This window comes from Methanolobus sp. ZRKC3, assembly GCF_045291275.1.
GTDB lineage: Archaea > Halobacteriota > Methanosarcinia > Methanosarcinales > Methanosarcinaceae > Methanolobus.
In genome coordinates, this window is the sequence record NZ_CP146982.1 from 1,923,498 (window position 1) to 1,939,258 (window position 15,761).

20 protein-coding genes are annotated in these 15,761 nt (G+C 44.5%); 6 read left to right on the forward strand and 14 right to left on the reverse strand.

The window, feature by feature from the left end; genetic code table 11:
* Window positions 1-73 precede the first annotated feature (73 nt).
* Entirely contained in the window at window positions 74-280 is a 207-nt protein-coding gene (locus V7O66_RS09805) for a hypothetical protein (protein WP_406660134.1), read from the forward strand.
* Between the two features lie 20 nt (window positions 281-300).
* On the opposite strand, the gene V7O66_RS09810 is transcribed toward V7O66_RS09805, so the two are convergent.
* From V7O66_RS09810 to V7O66_RS09855, 10 genes are all read right to left on the reverse strand, one after another.
* Window positions 301-1,389 (reverse strand): SO_0444 family Cu/Zn efflux transporter, encoded by a 1,089-nt coding sequence (locus V7O66_RS09810; protein WP_406660135.1) that lies wholly within the window; start codon window positions 1,387-1,389, stop codon window positions 301-303.
* A gap of 2 nt (window positions 1,390-1,391) precedes the next feature.
* Window positions 1,392-1,742 carry an ArsR/SmtB family transcription factor gene (locus V7O66_RS09815; RefSeq protein ID WP_406660136.1) on the reverse strand — a complete coding sequence of 117 codons (351 nt, stop codon included), beginning with the start codon at window positions 1,740-1,742 and terminating at the stop codon, window positions 1,392-1,394.
* A 63-nt stretch (window positions 1,743-1,805) separates the two neighbouring features.
* On the reverse strand, window positions 1,806-2,573 hold the full coding sequence (locus V7O66_RS09820) for an energy-coupling factor transporter transmembrane component T family protein (protein ID WP_406660137.1): 768 nt from the start codon (window positions 2,571-2,573) through the stop codon (window positions 1,806-1,808).
* Window positions 2,570-3,400 (reverse strand): ATP-binding cassette domain-containing protein, encoded by an 831-nt coding sequence (locus tag V7O66_RS09825; RefSeq protein WP_406660138.1) that lies wholly within the window; start codon window positions 3,398-3,400, stop codon window positions 2,570-2,572. Before V7O66_RS09825 ends, V7O66_RS09820 begins: the two co-directional genes overlap by 4 nt.
* Entirely contained in the window at window positions 3,376-4,197 is an 822-nt protein-coding gene (locus V7O66_RS09830; protein ID WP_406660139.1) for an energy-coupling factor transporter ATPase, read from the reverse strand. Before V7O66_RS09830 ends, V7O66_RS09825 begins: the two co-directional genes overlap by 25 nt.
* A complete protein-coding gene (locus V7O66_RS09835; protein WP_406660140.1) occupies window positions 4,184-4,744 on the reverse strand; it encodes a biotin transporter BioY in 561 nt (186 codons plus the stop codon). Before V7O66_RS09835 ends, V7O66_RS09830 begins: the two co-directional genes overlap by 14 nt.
* A 194-nt stretch (window positions 4,745-4,938) precedes the next feature.
* The gene (gene thsA / locus V7O66_RS09840) at window positions 4,939-6,591 is read right to left on the reverse strand and encodes a thermosome subunit alpha (RefSeq protein WP_406660141.1); all 1,653 of its coding nucleotides are present in this window, start codon (window positions 6,589-6,591) and stop codon (window positions 4,939-4,941) included.
* A 196-nt stretch (window positions 6,592-6,787) separates the two neighbouring features.
* Window positions 6,788-7,195, reverse strand: a complete 408-nt coding sequence (locus V7O66_RS09845; protein WP_406660142.1) for a hypothetical protein — start codon at window positions 7,193-7,195, stop codon at window positions 6,788-6,790.
* A 340-nt stretch (window positions 7,196-7,535) separates the two neighbouring features.
* Window positions 7,536-8,528 (reverse strand): aspartate-semialdehyde dehydrogenase, encoded by a 993-nt coding sequence (locus V7O66_RS09850; protein WP_406660143.1) that lies wholly within the window; start codon window positions 8,526-8,528, stop codon window positions 7,536-7,538.
* 199 nt (window positions 8,529-8,727) lie between these two features.
* A complete protein-coding gene (locus V7O66_RS09855; protein ID WP_406660144.1) occupies window positions 8,728-10,014 on the reverse strand; it encodes a hypothetical protein in 1,287 nt (428 codons plus the stop codon).
* Between the two features lie 269 nt (window positions 10,015-10,283).
* Between V7O66_RS09855 and V7O66_RS09860 the strand changes: the two genes are divergently transcribed.
* From V7O66_RS09860 to V7O66_RS09870, 3 genes are read left to right on the forward strand one after another with little or no spacing between them, the layout of a single operon-like run.
* Window positions 10,284-11,267, forward strand: coding sequence for an ABC transporter substrate-binding protein (locus V7O66_RS09860; protein ID WP_406660145.1), 984 nt, complete (start codon window positions 10,284-10,286; stop codon window positions 11,265-11,267).
* A 53-nt stretch (window positions 11,268-11,320) separates the two neighbouring features.
* A complete protein-coding gene (locus tag V7O66_RS09865) occupies window positions 11,321-12,211 on the forward strand; it encodes an ABC transporter permease (RefSeq protein WP_406660146.1) in 891 nt (296 codons plus the stop codon).
* A gap of 12 nt (window positions 12,212-12,223) precedes the next feature.
* Window positions 12,224-12,976, forward strand: a complete 753-nt coding sequence (locus V7O66_RS09870) for an ABC transporter ATP-binding protein (protein ID WP_406660147.1) — start codon at window positions 12,224-12,226, stop codon at window positions 12,974-12,976.
* 27 nt (window positions 12,977-13,003) lie between these two features.
* Here the strand turns inward: V7O66_RS09870 and V7O66_RS09875 are convergent, their stop codons facing one another.
* Window positions 13,004-13,387, reverse strand: a complete 384-nt coding sequence (locus V7O66_RS09875) for a hypothetical protein (protein WP_406660148.1) — start codon at window positions 13,385-13,387, stop codon at window positions 13,004-13,006.
* A gap of 87 nt (window positions 13,388-13,474) precedes the next feature.
* Here V7O66_RS09875 and V7O66_RS09880 point away from each other — a divergent pair, with 87 nt between their 5' ends.
* A complete protein-coding gene (locus V7O66_RS09880) occupies window positions 13,475-13,771 on the forward strand; it encodes a hypothetical protein (protein ID WP_406660149.1) in 297 nt (98 codons plus the stop codon).
* Between the two features lie 83 nt (window positions 13,772-13,854).
* Here V7O66_RS09880 and V7O66_RS09885 read toward each other — a convergent pair whose 3' ends face one another.
* Window positions 13,855-14,184 (reverse strand): ArsR/SmtB family transcription factor, encoded by a 330-nt coding sequence (locus V7O66_RS09885; protein ID WP_406660150.1) that lies wholly within the window; start codon window positions 14,182-14,184, stop codon window positions 13,855-13,857.
* Window positions 14,185-14,304: 120 nt separating this feature from the next.
* Complete coding sequence (locus tag V7O66_RS09890) at window positions 14,305-14,601, reverse strand: hypothetical protein (protein ID WP_406660151.1); 297 nt, start codon at window positions 14,599-14,601, stop codon at window positions 14,305-14,307.
* Between the two features lie 349 nt (window positions 14,602-14,950).
* On the opposite strand from V7O66_RS09890, the gene V7O66_RS09895 reads away from it, so the two are divergent.
* On the forward strand, window positions 14,951-15,208 hold the full coding sequence (locus V7O66_RS09895; RefSeq protein ID WP_406660152.1) for a hypothetical protein: 258 nt from the start codon (window positions 14,951-14,953) through the stop codon (window positions 15,206-15,208).
* Between the two features lie 211 nt (window positions 15,209-15,419).
* Here V7O66_RS09895 and V7O66_RS09900 read toward each other — a convergent pair whose 3' ends face one another.
* A complete protein-coding gene (locus tag V7O66_RS09900; protein ID WP_406660153.1) occupies window positions 15,420-15,641 on the reverse strand; it encodes a hypothetical protein in 222 nt (73 codons plus the stop codon).
* Between the last annotated feature and the right edge of the window lie 120 nt (window positions 15,642-15,761).

The window sequence follows — 15,761 nt, forward strand, 5'->3', positions numbered from 1 at the left end:
GATTAAAAACAGACATATTATACAGCATGGCTAGTCAGGGGTGACTCGCCACATATTCCGAAATGGTGATCATATGTCGGAAAAGAAAGACTATTCCTGGGGGAAAGAAAGAGTTACTAATAGCATAAGGCTTGGAAATATAGTAACGATACCCCTAGAAGCGGAATTAGAAAGCGAAGAAGAATTTAGAAGAAAAAGTGAGATACAGGCAGATGTGGTCGTTGATGAGTTCAAGGAAAAAATGGCAAAGATGCTTTCCCAGGAACTTCACAAAAAATAAATAATGACCTTACCTACCTTTCACTTCATTTCTTTGTATATCCCATAGGCCATTAAAGGGATCAATAGCAGTGCAAACGCTGTTTTTACCGACTGCGGCATCAGTTCACTGGCACTTCCTACGATGGAACTTGCCTCTATGCCAAGGCTGAAATAGATATAATCAAGCAGCAATCCGAACAAAAGTGAACAGAGCGCTATCATCCCCAGGTAAAGTATTGCAGTCCTCTTACCGAGGAATTTCAAAACCATTGTTATGGTTGCAGCATTGGTGGCAGGACCCGCCAGCAGGAAAACAAAGGCGGTACCCGGACTCATACCCTTTGCAATGAGAGCGGCTGCAAGGGGTGTGGAAGCAGTTGCACAGATATACATGGGGATTCCCACCAGCAGCATGGCAAACATCGAGAGTATACCGCCTCCGAAATAGGTATTTATGAAACTTGCAGGAATCATGTATGATATGATACCTGCGATAATAATACCCACAATAAGCCATCTGGAAATGTCACCAAGAAGCTCAACATAGGCATACCTCATACCTTCCATTAGACGTCGGCTCATGGAAAGTTCACTGAGATCAGTGGCCCCACATGAACATGATGACCCGATACATTCCGAAACTGGCTGCACCATGAGCAGATCCTTTTTTTCAGGTTTTGGAGGCTCCCTGGCATCCAGAAAGTTTTCCGTAATACCGGCAGATAGTGCTGTCACAAGGGTTGCCAGCGGACGGAAGACTGTCATTATAGGATCAAGCAAGGCATAGGTTATGGCTATTGAGTCCACCCCGGTCTCGGGAGTGGATATCAAAAATGACAGTGTTGCACCTTTTGTTGCACCCCTCTTTTTGAGCGAAAGTGCTGCGGGAATGACACCACAGGAGCACAGGGGGATAGGAATACCCATTAGAGTTGCATTAAGTGCGGACCGTATTTTCCCTGCGGACCTGCCAAGGTATTTCAATATCTGCTCATCGGGAACGAAAATATGCAATATCCCTGCAATTGTAAAACCAAGGAAAAGATAGGGCGCAGCTTCCTCGAACAGATACCAGGACTCTGCAGCAATACCAATTATCGCGGTCTGTATATCGCTCAATTGTACCATACTCATTCCTCCATTACGTGTTCATTACAGGTGTTTATCAGCTGCTGCACATGCTCATCTGCAATGTAGTACACAGCAAATCGTCCTTCTTTTCTCACCCTTACAAGGTCAAGCTGCCTGAGTATTCTCAAGCTGTGGGATATGGCAGATTGGGACACTTTCAACGCCAGCTCAAGTTCCCGAACGCACAGGTCACTCCCTGAAAGTAGGAAAAGGATCTTCAAACGTGTTTCTGACTGCAGAGCATTGAAGATGTTACATATTCTCAGCAGAACCTCATCTGACGGGAGTTCGGCGACTCTTTTGGACATTGAAACCTCATCCGCACAGATATGTTCATTCAGGTTGATCATGAACATATGAACACATGTTCATATATAGATGTATTGCTAAAAGCATCTCATCAAGCACACCATTCAAAAAACAACTACGAAAAGCAGGGCAACAATTGCCAGAGCAGTCCAATCCATACCCCTCATCCTCAACTCAAAAAGGCAGCTGCGGTGTACACCCTGATAGCAGCGACTTTCCATGGATACTGCCACTTCTTCTGCCATACGGAAAGCAGCCCGTATCATGGGAACGGATAGGGAATAGACTGCCTTGAATGGATTGTGCCTCATATTCAACCCTCTGGAAACCTGGGCATCCTTCAGGTCCCTGAAACTGTTATACAGAAGAGGTACAAAATGAAGAGACATGGACATCATTACCGCCAGGTCAAAAGAAGAAATACCAAGTACTTTCAGTGGAAGCGGACGTAGCAGTCTCTCGATCCCGGCAGTGATCAGAGAAGATGCAGTTGTTGCGGTCAATAGTGAAGCAAACATCAGCAGATATGCAAACCTCAGGGTAATTATCGAGCCAAGCAGGAGTCCCTCGTATGTTGCATTCAGACCTAAAAGAGAGAACATGGGCACCCCTTCGGTGAAGAAAAGCTGTATGATGAAGATGAATGAAAGGATCAATGACATGGGACGCAGTGAATCCAGCACTAAGTTCAAAGAAAGTGAGGAGAGGAACAGAAGAAATATAAAGATGATTGCAATAGCGAGCATTTCAGAAAAAGTCCCTGACCTGAATATAAGGATGCTTGCCAGCATGACAGCTATTATCTTGGTACGTGGGTCCAGCCTGTGAAGGAGGGAATTGCCCGGAACATAGCTGAAGAACAAATTACTCATTTATGAATCCCTTCCCGTGACTTCCATAAGGCACATATCTCATCGAAAGCCTCATCCAGATTGGATATGTCGGTCCTTACATCAAAACCCCTGGCATGCAGCCCTTTCATGAGGGAAGTGATCTCCGGAAGATGAGAGGATACCGAGCTCATATATTCCTGAGGATTTCCTTCAAAAACCAGTTTTCCACTATCCATCAGAAAGACCTTATCCGCCAATGGCAGCATTTCGGATACCTGATGTGAGACCACAACAATGGAAATGCCTGCGGAATTGAGCTGTTTAAGGGTTGAAAAAAGCGAGCTTCTGTTCTCGAGGTCAAGGCCGGAACCAGGCTCGTCCAGTATAAGATAATCAGGTTTTGATGCCAGGACCCCTGCCATTGCCACAAGTCTCATTTGACCTCCGCTCAGACTGAAAGGAGAAAGGGAGCACAGCTTCGCATCAAGACCTGTAAGAACCAGCGCTTCATTGACATGTTTTTCAACATCAAGGGCATTCGCTCCAAAATTCGATGGTCCAAACGAGATGTCCTCCAGAACTGTTTTTCCAAAAAGCTGTTTTTGTGGGAACTGGAAAAGCATCCCGACCTTTGACCTCACTTTTCTCTGGTGAGCCAGAATGCCATCCACCTCCACTGAACCTGAACATGGCTTTAGCAAACCATTCATATGTCTGATGAGAGTGGATTTGCCTGAACCGACATCGCCACTTATGACTACGAATTCCCCTTTTTTTATGGAGAGGGTCACATTATCAAGGACTGTTTTCTCCAGGGAGCTACCTTTGTTGTAGCTGAAGCTCAGATTTTTGATATCGATAGACATAACTCCTCCAGCAGTTCATCCTTTAAGAAAACGAATCCACCTGTAAGAATACCGGCATCATGGAGTTTTTTTGCAAGAACTAACATGGGCGGCAGTTCAAGACCAAAGTTAGCAAGTTCATCAGAGGCAAGTATCTCAGAAGGAGTGCCATCAAGAACTACTTTGCCAGCATCCATTATGATGAGACGGTCGGCTTTTATGGCCTCTTCGAGCCTGTGGGTTACATGAATAACAGTTGTACCTTCCCCATGAATATGTTCGATGACATCCAGTATATCCTTACGGGAAACAGGGTCAAGCATAGATGTTACCTCGTCAAATATGATGTATTCGGGATTCATTGCAAGGGCTGACGCAATTGCAGCTTTCTGTTTCTGACCACCACTCAGATGCAGAGGGGAGTGTTTTTTGTACTCTGAAATACCCACGGAGCGAAGAGAACTATCCACAACACTCCGGATATCTTCATGGGACATACACAGATTCTCAGGACCAAAGGCCACATCCTCCTCGACGGTCATCCCCACGAATTGTGAATCGGGATTCTGGAAGACCATGGAGACTGCCTGTCGGATCAGCCAGCGGTTCTTTTTCTCTGAACTCAACATACCATTAACAAGTACACTGCCCTCGGATGGTAGCAGTAACGCATTCATATGTCTTACCAGAGTAGACTTGCCACTACCGTTTTTGCCTGCGATTACGACAAATTCACCTTTATCGATCTGCAGGTCTATTGAATTAAGTGCAAGCTTTCCGTTTGCATATCTGTGACTGAGACCATCAATTCGTATCATTGTGTTCTTTCAGGGAATATCTTGAAGCAATAAGAGATGCAAGTGCTATTTTTATGATGCCGCCGGGGATGAAAGGAATAACACCCAATGCCATGCCCTCTGAGAATGTAAGCTGTGCAGAGTGCATAAGATAAGATGCCCCGAAAAGGAAAATTATGAAAGTGCCTGCGAGCATGTACAATACATTGTAGAGTGGCCGGGAAATTCCATTTCTTTGGGACATTGCACCGATCAAGAACGCAGCAACTAAAAATCCAATTAGATAGCCGCCTGTTGGTCCCAGGACTACACCTATACCCGAAGAACCTCCTGAGAATACAGGAAGTCCGGCTATACCAAGAAGTAGGTAGACCACTACACTCAATGTGCCCCATCTTGCACCAAGCATTGCACCGGCAAGTAACACGAATAATACCTGCAGCGTAATTGGCACCGGGCTGAAAGGCAAAGGTATCCTGATGTATGCCCCTACTGCAATCATTGCAGCAAAGAGAGAGGCATAGGCCATCTTTCTGATATCCCCATTGTATGAAGCGAGCTCATCCATTATTTTTCACCTGCGTTTTATAGGATATGCAGCACTGCCCATCAGTAGATACATTAGTATTGTTAACCATCTTTGTTTATTAGGTTTACAATTTAATAAATACTTTACTGCGAGGTATAAATTTAGAAAAATACAAAAAATCCAGAAAAAAGAAAATATCTGTGCCGGAATCCACCGGCACAAAGGAAAGAGTTTTACATTTCCATGTCAGGCATTCCGCCAGGCATTCCGCCAGGCATACCAGGTGGCATTCCACCTTCAGGCATTGCGCTTGGTTTCCTGCTTGCAGCAACAACGTCATCGATCCTGAGGATCATAACTGTTGCTTCCATTGCAGAGTTGATTGCCTGTGTCTTGATCCTGAGAGGTTCAAGGACATCGTTCTCATACATGTCTACGACCTTACCGGTGAAAACATCAAAGCCCGCATTCTTGTTACCCTGTTCGTGCTGTGCACGGAGGTCTACAAGCATGTCTATTGGGTCAAGACCTGCGTTCTCAGCAAGGGTCTGTGGAATTACCTCAAATGCTTCTGCGAACTTGCTGACTGCAAGCTGCTCCCTGCCCTTGAGGGTTGATGCGTATTCCCTGAGCCTGAGTGCAAGCTCGATTTCCGGTGAACCGCCACCAGCAACGATCTTCTTGTCTTCCAGTGCAACGCCGATAACACAAAGTGCGTCATGGAGTGCACGACTGAGTGTGTCTACGATGTGAGTTGTACCACCGTGGAGAATAAGTGAAGATGTCTTTTCTTCCTTACATCCTGTGAAGAAGGTCATCTTTGTACCTGAGACATCCTTTTCTTCGACAAGTTCAGCGTGGCCGAGGTCTTCAGGTCTCATGTCAGCAATGTCCTGGAAGAGAGTAGCCCCTGTTGCCTTGGAAAGCTTTGTGAGGTCGCTCTTCTTGATTCTTCTGCATGCGTAAATGCCAGCCTTCTCAAGATAGTACTGAGCAAGGTCGTCGATTCCCTTCTGGGTAAATACAACATTAGCGCCACTTGCGATTACCTTGTCGACTATTTCCTTGACCATTTTCTCTTCCTGGTCAACGAACAGCTGCATCTGATCAGGAGAGGTGATCTTGATCTCAGCATCCTTTTCGATCTTCTGGAATTCAAGAGCAAAACCTGCAAGAAGGATCTTTGCATTTTCCACCCTCTTTGGCATGTTAGGCCTTACACGTTCTTTGTCAATGATAAGACCAGCTATGAGCTCACTGTCAAGAATGCTTCCGCCTGCTCTCTTCTCAATGGTGATGTCATTTACATCGACCTTGAGACCTTCGTCAGTTTCTTCAACAACTGAAAGTACTGCATCGATAGCAATATCGGTGAGGAAATCCTTGTACTCGCCTGCACCTTTGCCTGTGAGAGCGGTCTTGGCCAGCTTGCCCAAGGTTACCCTGTCATCAGGTAAGACATCAATTGTGATGTTCTTGAGGATCTCAGTAGCTTGTTCTGCAGCATGCCTGTATCCGCTTGCAATGATAGTTGGGTGCACGCCTTTACCCATCAGCTCTTCTGCCTTAGAGAGCAGTTCGCCTGTGAGTACAGCTGCAGTTGTTGTACCGTCGCCGACCGCGTCATCCTGGGTCTTTGATACCTCAACCACCATCTTTGCTGCCGGGTGATCAATATCCATCTCTTTGAGAATTGTAGCTCCATCGTTGGTGATCACAATGTCACCAAGGGAATCTACAAGCATCTTGTCCATACCTTTTGGACCGAGGGTGGTCCTTACTGCCTTTGCAACAGCTTTTCCAGCCAATATGTTAACGGTCTGGGAATCTCTTGCGCGAGTGCTCATGCTCTTGTTCTTTAAAGCATACGTGGGCTGTCCTGCCAAATCATAACCTCCTGGAAATCATAAGTCTATATATTAATGTAAATGTTAGTGTTATTTGCGAGAGAGTATCTTAGATACTCATGCTGCTCAATCTAGATGCAGGCAGTTCTATATAAATATAACCGATTGAATTTCTGAGAAAAAGAAAAAAAGAAAAAATATAATTCACTGAATGAAAACAGGAATCTTAAGCTGATTACAGTCCATAGATCTTTTCTATATGATTCCTCAAAAGGCAATACACATGTCCCCTGTAACATTGCGTATCAGGAATGTCAAATATAGCCATCCCACCTGCTGACCAGGACACATTGCTGATGACATCCTTTTCTGCCATCTCATCGATCATGCCCTTAAGTTTACTGAAATCTTCTATGACTTCCCTCCAGTCCCCCACATGAACACTGGATGAAGCGCTGCCTTCCACAAGCTCCAGTTGTTGCAAGGCAAAGTTATAGTTCTGGAACCACTGAACATCATCCTTTGTAACTTTGACATTGCCACTCTTTGCATCCTGGTGAAGTTTCTTTATGATCACTGGAATATCAGAGGATTTGAAAGAGTTCTGTTCAAGTTTCTTGAGAAAAATATTGATTTCTTCCACGGTATCACCCCATTCAAAAATAAACGAACAGATTTTACTATGGAAGTTAACACACATAAGGATTTTGTCCTGTATTATCAATCGTTAAAATATTCCTTTTGCATTAGGCAGGCTATGGCTATACCCAACAGGAAAAACGGCAACTTTGACTCGTTTATGAATGAGAATTCCAGTAATCCATTGGGCTGTGAATGCAGATATTTTTACAAACTATGTCATGCTGCCCCCTGAATATGGCTGATGATATGCAGAGTGACATAGTACAAAAAATAATTAAACAAATTAAAAAAGAATTATGAAGGCATTAATGCCTTCGATATCCATATGGTCCCAGACTTGATCAGAGATGCTCAGCGATCTGCACAGCGTTTAGGGCAGCGCCTTTGAGCAGTTGATCGCCACAGACAAAGAATTCGAGTCCGTGGTCGCCAAATACCAGGTTCTTCCTGATTCTGCCAACTTCCACATCATACTTCCTCGTGGCAGTTATTGGCATGGGATAAACATTGTTCTCAATGTCATCTTTTAACTCAATGCCTTCAATAGAATCCATAAGCTTCTTTACATCAGCCGGATCTACGGGTTTTTCGGTTTCCACAACTATGCTCTCAGCATGCACTCTCATTGTTGGTATCCTTACACAGGTGCAACTGATAGGCATATCAGGCTCACCGAATATCTTCCGGGTCTCCCAGACCACTTTCATTTCCTCACGGGTGTAATCGTTATCCTGGAAACTGTCAATGTGAGGGATAGCGTTGAATGCTATCGGGTATGCGAATACCTTATTGCCGACCTCTTTGCCATCAAGATAATTCCTGGTCTCGTCTGCCAGTTCGTTCATACCGGCTGCGCCTGCACCACTGGTTGCCTGATATGTGCTGATTATTACTTTCTTTATCCCATATTCCTTGTGCAGGGCATAAAGAGGGATAGCTGCAATGGCAGTGGTACAATTCGGATTGGCAAGCAGTTTTGAATCTCCGATGGCGCTGCTGTTAACCTCAGGAATTACCAGTGGCACCTGATCATCATAGCGGAAAGCGCTGCTGTTATCGATAACATAACAACCAGCGGATGTTGCCTTTTCAGCATTTTCCTTGCTCCATCCACCGCTTATTGCGAAAAATGCAATGTCAAGCTCGGAGTAATCTGCCATGTCGGCATTCTCAATGGTAATTTCCCCATAGGGAGTTTCCATTACCTTACCTGCGCTTCTCACTGATGCATAAAGTCTCAGTTTATCCACCGGGAAATTACGGTTGTGCAATACTTCAATAATTTCCCTGCCTACTGCGCCGGTTGCGCCCATTATTCCTACTTTGTAACTCATTTGATGCCATCCATCCGATTGCTGGAAGTCAGTAATTCCACATATTATTTGATTATTACCCAGCAGTCCCACCTGAAATTATATAAACCTAACAACAGGACAGATATAAATTACAAAAACAGCAGAAACAACAAAATGAAAAACAGGCTTCAAAAAGGAGGGGAGGCAAACTCCGCCCGAGAGTGCCTTTAAATGTATTTCACTCTTCAACAATGATGTTGTAATCGAAATTCTCGGTGTTTACCGGTAATACACTAAGTACCCATTCTCCTGCTTCACCTGAAACCTCGTAGACCTCGGTGTAAACTGAGCCTGAGTCATGGTATCCAAAGCTGGCATAGGACTCCCATGGAGCAGCCGGTTCTGAGCCATAATTCACATAGCCCTTTGTGCAGCTCTTGACAAGGCGTATGTCTGCCTTACCATCTGAGTTTTCAAGGGTCACATCAAATGAAGGAGATGCCTGATCTGAACCTGTGCCATCATAGAAACTGTTGGAGTTTGCAGATAACTCGATCCTGATGGTTCCGTCAAAACTTGTTGTGAATTCTTTTACGTATGCCTCTGAGGGCTGTTCCCAGACTGTGAAGTACATGTGAACTTTCTTCTCCCAATCACGGAGTGCAGGGTCATCGATACCAAGATCTATGCTGCTGCTAAAGCTACCCTGTGCGCCTTCAGGCACATCCAGATGAACTTTCACTGTAGCGGTCTGACCGGCTTTTACGCTGGACGGTGCACTAATTGTGACTGCTGTTTCATCCAGAACTTCTTCGCTTCCGCCATATGCCATGCGGTCGTAGTAAATTTCGTCCCAGATAAGCTCAGGGTTTATGGAGATGTCTTTGTCACCTGTATTTTTGAGCTCTATCTCGTAATCGTAGCTCTTCCCGGATTCCACGCGGTCATTGATGCTTGACTTCACGATATGGATAGATGGAGTTCCACGGACCTCTATGGACATCTCAAGGGAACTGCTGTACGCAGCCGTGGGTGCATTTTCTGCATCGAATTCCTCAAAGGCAATGAATGCATTATAGTATCCCATTTCCGCATCTTTTGGCACTTCGACCTTTACAGTGAATTCTTTCTTTGCATCATCCTGACCATATGCAGCAAGTTCTGCAGTTGAAGGGGTTATGGTTACCCATTCATCCTTAAGGAAATTCTCTGTGTGAGGCTGAATGACCAGGGTCGGATCGATACTAACAGCTTCTTCGCCCCTGTTGATAACAACAACCTTCAGGTCCTTGCTTTCCCCGGGTTCCAGTTGCATGTTCCAGTATCCTGGCTTGACAATTATATTGCTAAAATCTTCTTCAGGGAAGAAAACCGCTTCCTCAGCATACTCCACAGAAATTGAATTATCGGCGGCCATCAGAGTTGACCTCATTTCAGGTACAGCGCCATTTGCCATTGCCCCTGAAGTCAGGAAGGCAGAAACAGCCAGCAGCCCTATTGTCATATAGATTATGGATTTCCTCATATTATATTCCTCAATGCTAGTTCTCAATGGACCATAGTTATCCCACATATTAAAGAATTGTCTAAACTTCAACGGAATTCGTAGTTATGAAAGGCTACACATGCCGATATAAATTAATTAAAAGTGTCCGCAGTGATGCGGTTTCAAAATAAACTGAAATCAAAATATATTGAAACTGTACGAAAGGCATAATAAAGAGATAATCATACCTTCAGCATAGATATTCAGGAAACATGGGATTTTCCAGCAATCACTATGGATGATCAATTATGAATGAAAAATGGAAATTGTTAGGAGTTGCGGTCTTTTTTATACTGATCATATTCGCTGTTTCTGCAAGTATGAGCCAGAATGCAGAGAACGCTGGAGATGAGATCACTTTTGCACATCAGGACAGGATTGCCGATGCAGCGCTCATAGTTGCATTCGAGCAGGGTTTTTTTGAGGAAGAAGGAGTCAATGTGAAACCCATGCGCTTTAGCAGCGGACCATCATGTGCCGAAGCCCTCCTGTATGGAAATGCGGACTTTGGAACGATGGGCGATACAACGGCAATAATTACAGTTGTGCAGGGACATCCGGTGAAAATAATCGCCTCCCATGGCGGAGGGGAAGACCGCCACAGGATCATCGTTTCAGAGAAGAGCGGCATCAACAGCATCGCAGAACTTGAGGGGAAGCGCATAGGAGTGAAACTTGGAACCTCAACACACGGCGGTATGCTCCTGTTTGCAAAGGAGAACGGACTCGAGCTTACCGACGAGATAATAGACCTGCGCCCTTCCGAGCAGTTAACAGCCCTGGCAGCAGGTGAGCTGGATGCCATAGTTGCAAGTGAACCAACACCATCCCTTGCAGAAGCAGGCGGATATGGACACGAACTTGCCACACTTGGCGGACTGGATAACACATACCCAATACTGACCCTTGTGAACAAGCAGTTTGCAGAAGAGAATCCTGAAAAGGTCGTATCCGTCCTCAGAGCCATGCAGAAGGCTACAGACTACATTCACGAAAATCCAGAGGAAGTTGTATCCATACAGGCTGAGCTCACCGGGCTTGACGGGGAAGTCATTGAAAATGCCATGGAATATCACTACTATGAACTGGACATGTCAGACAAGACAACAGACAGCCTGAAAGTGAGTGCAGAGTTTCTCATGAACGTTGGAAAAATAAAGAATATGCCTGACTTTAGTACAGTTACTGAGCCAACGTATCTCGATGATCTGGAACAGGTTATCCACGATTAAAAGCTGAAAAGGATGGTGTTCGGATCAACAAAAAACAAGCCGCTCTTTCAGTAATGCAGGATCTCGCAATTCCCGGGAAGATAATCCCCATATCGGAATTGAAAGACATAAATGCAGGCGTATCGGACTTTGATAAGCTGGAATTCGATTTCCGGGAAAATAAGACCCGAAAACTTCTCCTAGCCATGCTCTACGCATTTGCTTCCATAGCCCTTGTCTTTGTGTTCTGGCATCTTGTGGCACAGTGGGGAATACATGTAAGAGGAGTTCCTTTCCCCACCCCTGAGCAGACCATTTCAAGGCTTGTTGATATGGTACAGGGAGAATCGCTTTACGGAAAGACCATATTCGAGCACCTTTATGCCAGCCTGATGCGATGGTGTGCGGGTTTTGGAATTGCAGTGTTCTGCGGGATAGCACTGGGTCTGTTCCTCGGCTCATCCGACCTGTTGCACAGGACAGTTATGCCGGCTGTTTACGTTGTACAGCTCATACCGGGACTTGCCTGGATACCAATTGCCCTGCTCATCTTCGGGCTTGGGAACACATCCACCATATTCATGATAGCAGCCACGGCATTTGCGCCCATTGTTATCAATACCAGTGGAGGTATCAGAACTGCCCCTGCGGTATATGCGAGAGCTGCAAGGATGATGGGAGCCGGGAAGAGTACCATATTCCTGCGGGTACTGCTTCCGGCGGCTGCCCTTTCCATTATCAACGGGCTTCGGATAGGACTTGCCAACGGCTGGAGGGTGCTCATCGCCGCCGAGATGGTGGTGGGTGTGGGCCTTGGACTTGGATATTCAATCATACAGGCTCGCTGGTCCCTTGATTTTGAGGCTGCGTTTGTGAGTATAGTTGTGATATGCATCATAGGCCTGCTCATAGAGAAGATGCTCTTTGCTGTGCTGGAGAAAAAGGTTGCAGAACAGTTGACGTGAGGAGGGGATAGCGTGCTTGAAGTAAAAAATGTTTCAAAGGCTTTTATAGACAAAAAACGCGGACGAGGGATGGTAGCCCTGCGAAACATCAACCTTACGGTCAATAAGAACGAGTTCGTCTGCGTGATAGGACCCAGCGGTTGCGGAAAAACGACCCTGCTGCATATGATAGCCGGATTTGAGAAAGCGGACAGAGGCAGCATTCTGCTCAACGGTGAGGAGGTTACAGGACCATCACCTGACAAGGGTGTGGTCTTCCAGGAGAGCAGCCTATTCCCCTGGATGAACGTACTGGACAATGTGAAGTTCGGGTTGAGGGTACAGGGTTTTTCAGAGGAAGAACAGGAAAGAATTGCAAGAGAATACATAGCCCTTGTGGGATTGAGCTCCTTTGAGCATGCCCGACCCCATGAACTTTCAGGGGGCATGAAACAGAAGGCTGCCATTGCAAGGACACTGGCACTTGACCCTGAACTGTTGCTCATGGATGAGCCATTCGCATCCCAGGATGAGCAGACACGGCAGCGGCTTGACAATGAGTTGCTGAATATATGGAAAAAGGATATGAAGACCGTTATCTTCGTGACCCACAATATAGAGGAAGCCATACTGCTTGCAGACAGGATAGTGGTGCTGGCTTCAAGACCCGGGGAGATATACTGGGAGGAGCATGTGAAGATCCCCCGTCCACGCTACCTCTTCAGTGAGGAGGTTGTGGAGCTGCGCAAGAAGCTGCTGGAGGATATAGGCTGCTGCCATCGATAAAGGGAAGAAACGAGATGTTTCTTGTGATCAGTAGACTTCGTAACTTATGTCCAATGCGATATCGTAGTTTTCCTCGTTAACCAGAACCAGATACCAGCGGCCATCATAGGGTGCGGTGAACTCTATATTTCGGGACAGGACATTTTCGTAGTATTCGTCGTATTCGAAGCGATTCAGGTACTCATCATAACGATACATGTTCTCAGCATCCAGGACATAAACATCTATTGGACCCTGAACTGTGCTAATACTGGCATCGAGGATATCACCTTCGAACATCTCAAATTCATAGGAGACATAGGTTTGCGCATCCAGTACAAATGATTCCTCATCGGAATAAACAGTGCAACCACTCGAGATTATTGTGCAGAGTAGCAGGATGGAAATTAAGGCAATATTTTTCTTGTTCATGGAAATTTGATCCTTTTTGAGTTTCGGGTCTGTTCTGCTTTTTACTGTGTGATTAACATTTATATATCCGGCTGTTATCTTAGGTTCATGCAGAACAAGAGATATCCAAAAGGCCGTTTTATGGGTCTTGGAATAGCCATAGGCCTTCCCCTTGGAATACCCATAGGCCTCCTGCTTGGCATGATAGCCATAGGACCTGTAATTGGCGTGGTTATTGGATTAGGCATCGGAACTTACATGGAAAAAAAGCACAATCCCAACCCTCTGCCATTGGCAGCAGAAGAGGAGGAGAGAAGAAAGAAGATCATGATGGCTTTGGGAGCGTTCTTCCTGCTTGGAGTACTTGCTTTTGTTGCACTGTATATGATGGTAGGGATTAATTAGGCTTTGATGTCTGATCAAAAGCTTATTTTATGCAATTATCCGTAAATTGAATTTGTTTTTGTGAGATGAAATTGATAATCATATCATTTCATCACAAATTCCCTTCCCAGTTCTGTAAGATCGTAGATCAGCCATGATGCTTCCCTCTTGCTTTCTATCAATTTATTATCTGACAATATGGAAAGATGGTAGGAGAGCTTTGAGGGAGAGGTCTTTACTATTTTCTGTATGACACATACGCAAAGCGGCTGAATTGCCAGCATGTTAAGGATGGTCAATCTTATTGGAGAGGAGAGTGCCTTGTGGATTAGACTCTGACCTATAATGTCACTTTCCAGAGGCAACTGCTCAATGAGTGCGTCCATTCCGCCTATGGCTTCTAGTTCTATGTTGATCTGTTCAGGAATATCCATGAAAACCATCCGTCAATAAAGGATCTGAATAATGCAGTACATAGGCATGAATATATACAAACTTTTTCAAAAGACGAGTAGCTGACCGACCTCACAAGCTTGTATATTTTACCCAGTTACCTAGAAATCATCGGCTATCATGGCTTTATGATAGGCCATTGTTATCGTATGATTCACAAAATCAATGGCTTCCTGCTCAGAATCCACCATCCTCACAGTGACCTGACCGTTCTGGAAGAAGTTCAGTTCCCGAATCCCACTGCGAAACGCCACCATACCAAGATTCTCCGAATACTTACAGTCAAGATATTTCGCCATCAAAGGAAGGTCCGGTTCCTCATCAAGATGAGCGATTATCCTCAGTTTCCATGGGTCTGCTATGCATGGAAGAACTTTTTCTATTTGCTTTACCCGCATTTTCTGTCGCCTTCTGAAAATACCAATCATGATTCATGCTATTTCAAGAATTATTGAAATAACAATTCATTCAAGGTAAATTAAGTTTTTTATTTGCCTTTGCGGATTTTCTTTATCAGATGGAATCCGGATACACAAACAAATCACATGCACAATCCTGGACGATAACAAACCTACGAGTAAAACATGCACCCGTATTTGTTTCCACTCGAAACAAGGGGGTTTTATATTAATACTAATATATATTGTGTGCCGCCATAGTCATCGCTTGACACTGTTTTTGCAACTGCATACATTAATTTAGACCGGACTACAATTCAAATAAATACGATTAAACTAATTACTTATTATGTGTCCAAAATGTTCTTTTTGTGATTATTCTTATGACGAATCAGCGGCCAAAGAAGCTAATGTTCACAAGATAGGCAAGTCCTATGTCTGCAATGAATGTATAAATGAATTGAAAGTTTCCCTGGGCATCTCGCCAATACAGGATGAAATTGCTGATCTGAATAATGATGGCATGGAATTTGATAATCGCATAAATGATCAGGAAAAGAGAATCAAATATCTGGAAGATGCCATTTCAGAGCTATTAAAAGAATAAAACTCACAAGATCTCTGTAAGCCAGAACATCTCTTCAAATTACAAAACGCTGCATTACTGACATGCTTAAACTTATTTTTATTGGCTCATAAGTAGAGATTCATCTCCCCACATCCACAGATTCCAATAAGTCCCCCTCCATTCCCCTGACTGTATGATAGCTGCGAGCTGATAGATGCTCTAAACGAAGTTGTTATGCCTAAAAGTAAACTTACTTTTCAGACTTGTACTTTATACCAGCAATATTATCGAAGGCTAGGAACTCATTGCTAACTGTTTTATCATCAACGAAGGTCTGAAGAAGAACTCCAACTTTCAAAAAGATCAGTTTATCCACAGTATCGGAATACATCAAAGTCTCGCTATCGGACTCATCTTCACCCATATATAGTTCAATTTCTAAATCCCAGACCGGACTAACTTCATAACTCATTTACTAACAACTCCTACAAAACAATTCAACTAATTATAAGAGTGACTTTATTATTTATATAGGTTGCATTTAGGTGAGGATATTTTTAGGATGAGGGATGAGGGGATAGTTGACTGCTAT

Excerpts from the sequence above, each read along its gene's own strand:
- V7O66_RS09815 (WP_406660136.1), bottom strand. The coding sequence starts at position 1,742 with ATGATCAACCTGAATGAACATATCTGTGCGGATGAGGTTTCAATGTCC.
- V7O66_RS09895 (WP_406660152.1), top strand. The coding sequence starts at position 14,951 with ATGTGTCCAAAATGTTCTTTTTGTGATTATTCTTATGACGAATCAGCG.
- V7O66_RS09875 (WP_406660148.1), bottom strand. The coding sequence starts at position 13,387 with ATGAACAAGAAAAATATTGCCTTAATTTCCATCCTGCTACTCTGCACA.
- V7O66_RS09805 (WP_406660134.1), top strand. The coding sequence starts at position 74 with ATGTCGGAAAAGAAAGACTATTCCTGGGGGAAAGAAAGAGTTACTAAT.
- V7O66_RS09850 (WP_406660143.1), bottom strand. The coding sequence starts at position 8,528 with ATGAGTTACAAAGTAGGAATAATGGGCGCAACCGGCGCAGTAGGCAGG.
- V7O66_RS09880 (WP_406660149.1), top strand. The coding sequence starts at position 13,475 with ATGCAGAACAAGAGATATCCAAAAGGCCGTTTTATGGGTCTTGGAATA.
- V7O66_RS09865 (WP_406660146.1), top strand. The coding sequence starts at position 11,321 with ATGCAGGATCTCGCAATTCCCGGGAAGATAATCCCCATATCGGAATTG.
- V7O66_RS09835 (WP_406660140.1), bottom strand. The coding sequence starts at position 4,744 with ATGGATGAGCTCGCTTCATACAATGGGGATATCAGAAAGATGGCCTAT.
- V7O66_RS09855 (WP_406660144.1), bottom strand. The coding sequence starts at position 10,014 with ATGAGGAAATCCATAATCTATATGACAATAGGGCTGCTGGCTGTTTCT.
- V7O66_RS09900 (WP_406660153.1), bottom strand. The coding sequence starts at position 15,641 with ATGAGTTATGAAGTTAGTCCGGTCTGGGATTTAGAAATTGAACTATAT.
- V7O66_RS09885 (WP_406660150.1), bottom strand. The coding sequence starts at position 14,184 with ATGGATATTCCTGAACAGATCAACATAGAACTAGAAGCCATAGGCGGA.
- V7O66_RS09810 (WP_406660135.1), bottom strand. The coding sequence starts at position 1,389 with ATGGTACAATTGAGCGATATACAGACCGCGATAATTGGTATTGCTGCA.
- V7O66_RS09860 (WP_406660145.1), top strand. The coding sequence starts at position 10,284 with ATGAATGAAAAATGGAAATTGTTAGGAGTTGCGGTCTTTTTTATACTG.
- V7O66_RS09820 (WP_406660137.1), bottom strand. The coding sequence starts at position 2,573 with ATGAGTAATTTGTTCTTCAGCTATGTTCCGGGCAATTCCCTCCTTCAC.
- V7O66_RS09890 (WP_406660151.1), bottom strand. The coding sequence starts at position 14,601 with ATGCGGGTAAAGCAAATAGAAAAAGTTCTTCCATGCATAGCAGACCCA.
- V7O66_RS09825 (WP_406660138.1), bottom strand. The coding sequence starts at position 3,400 with ATGTCTATCGATATCAAAAATCTGAGCTTCAGCTACAACAAAGGTAGC.
- V7O66_RS09830 (WP_406660139.1), bottom strand. The coding sequence starts at position 4,197 with ATGATACGAATTGATGGTCTCAGTCACAGATATGCAAACGGAAAGCTT.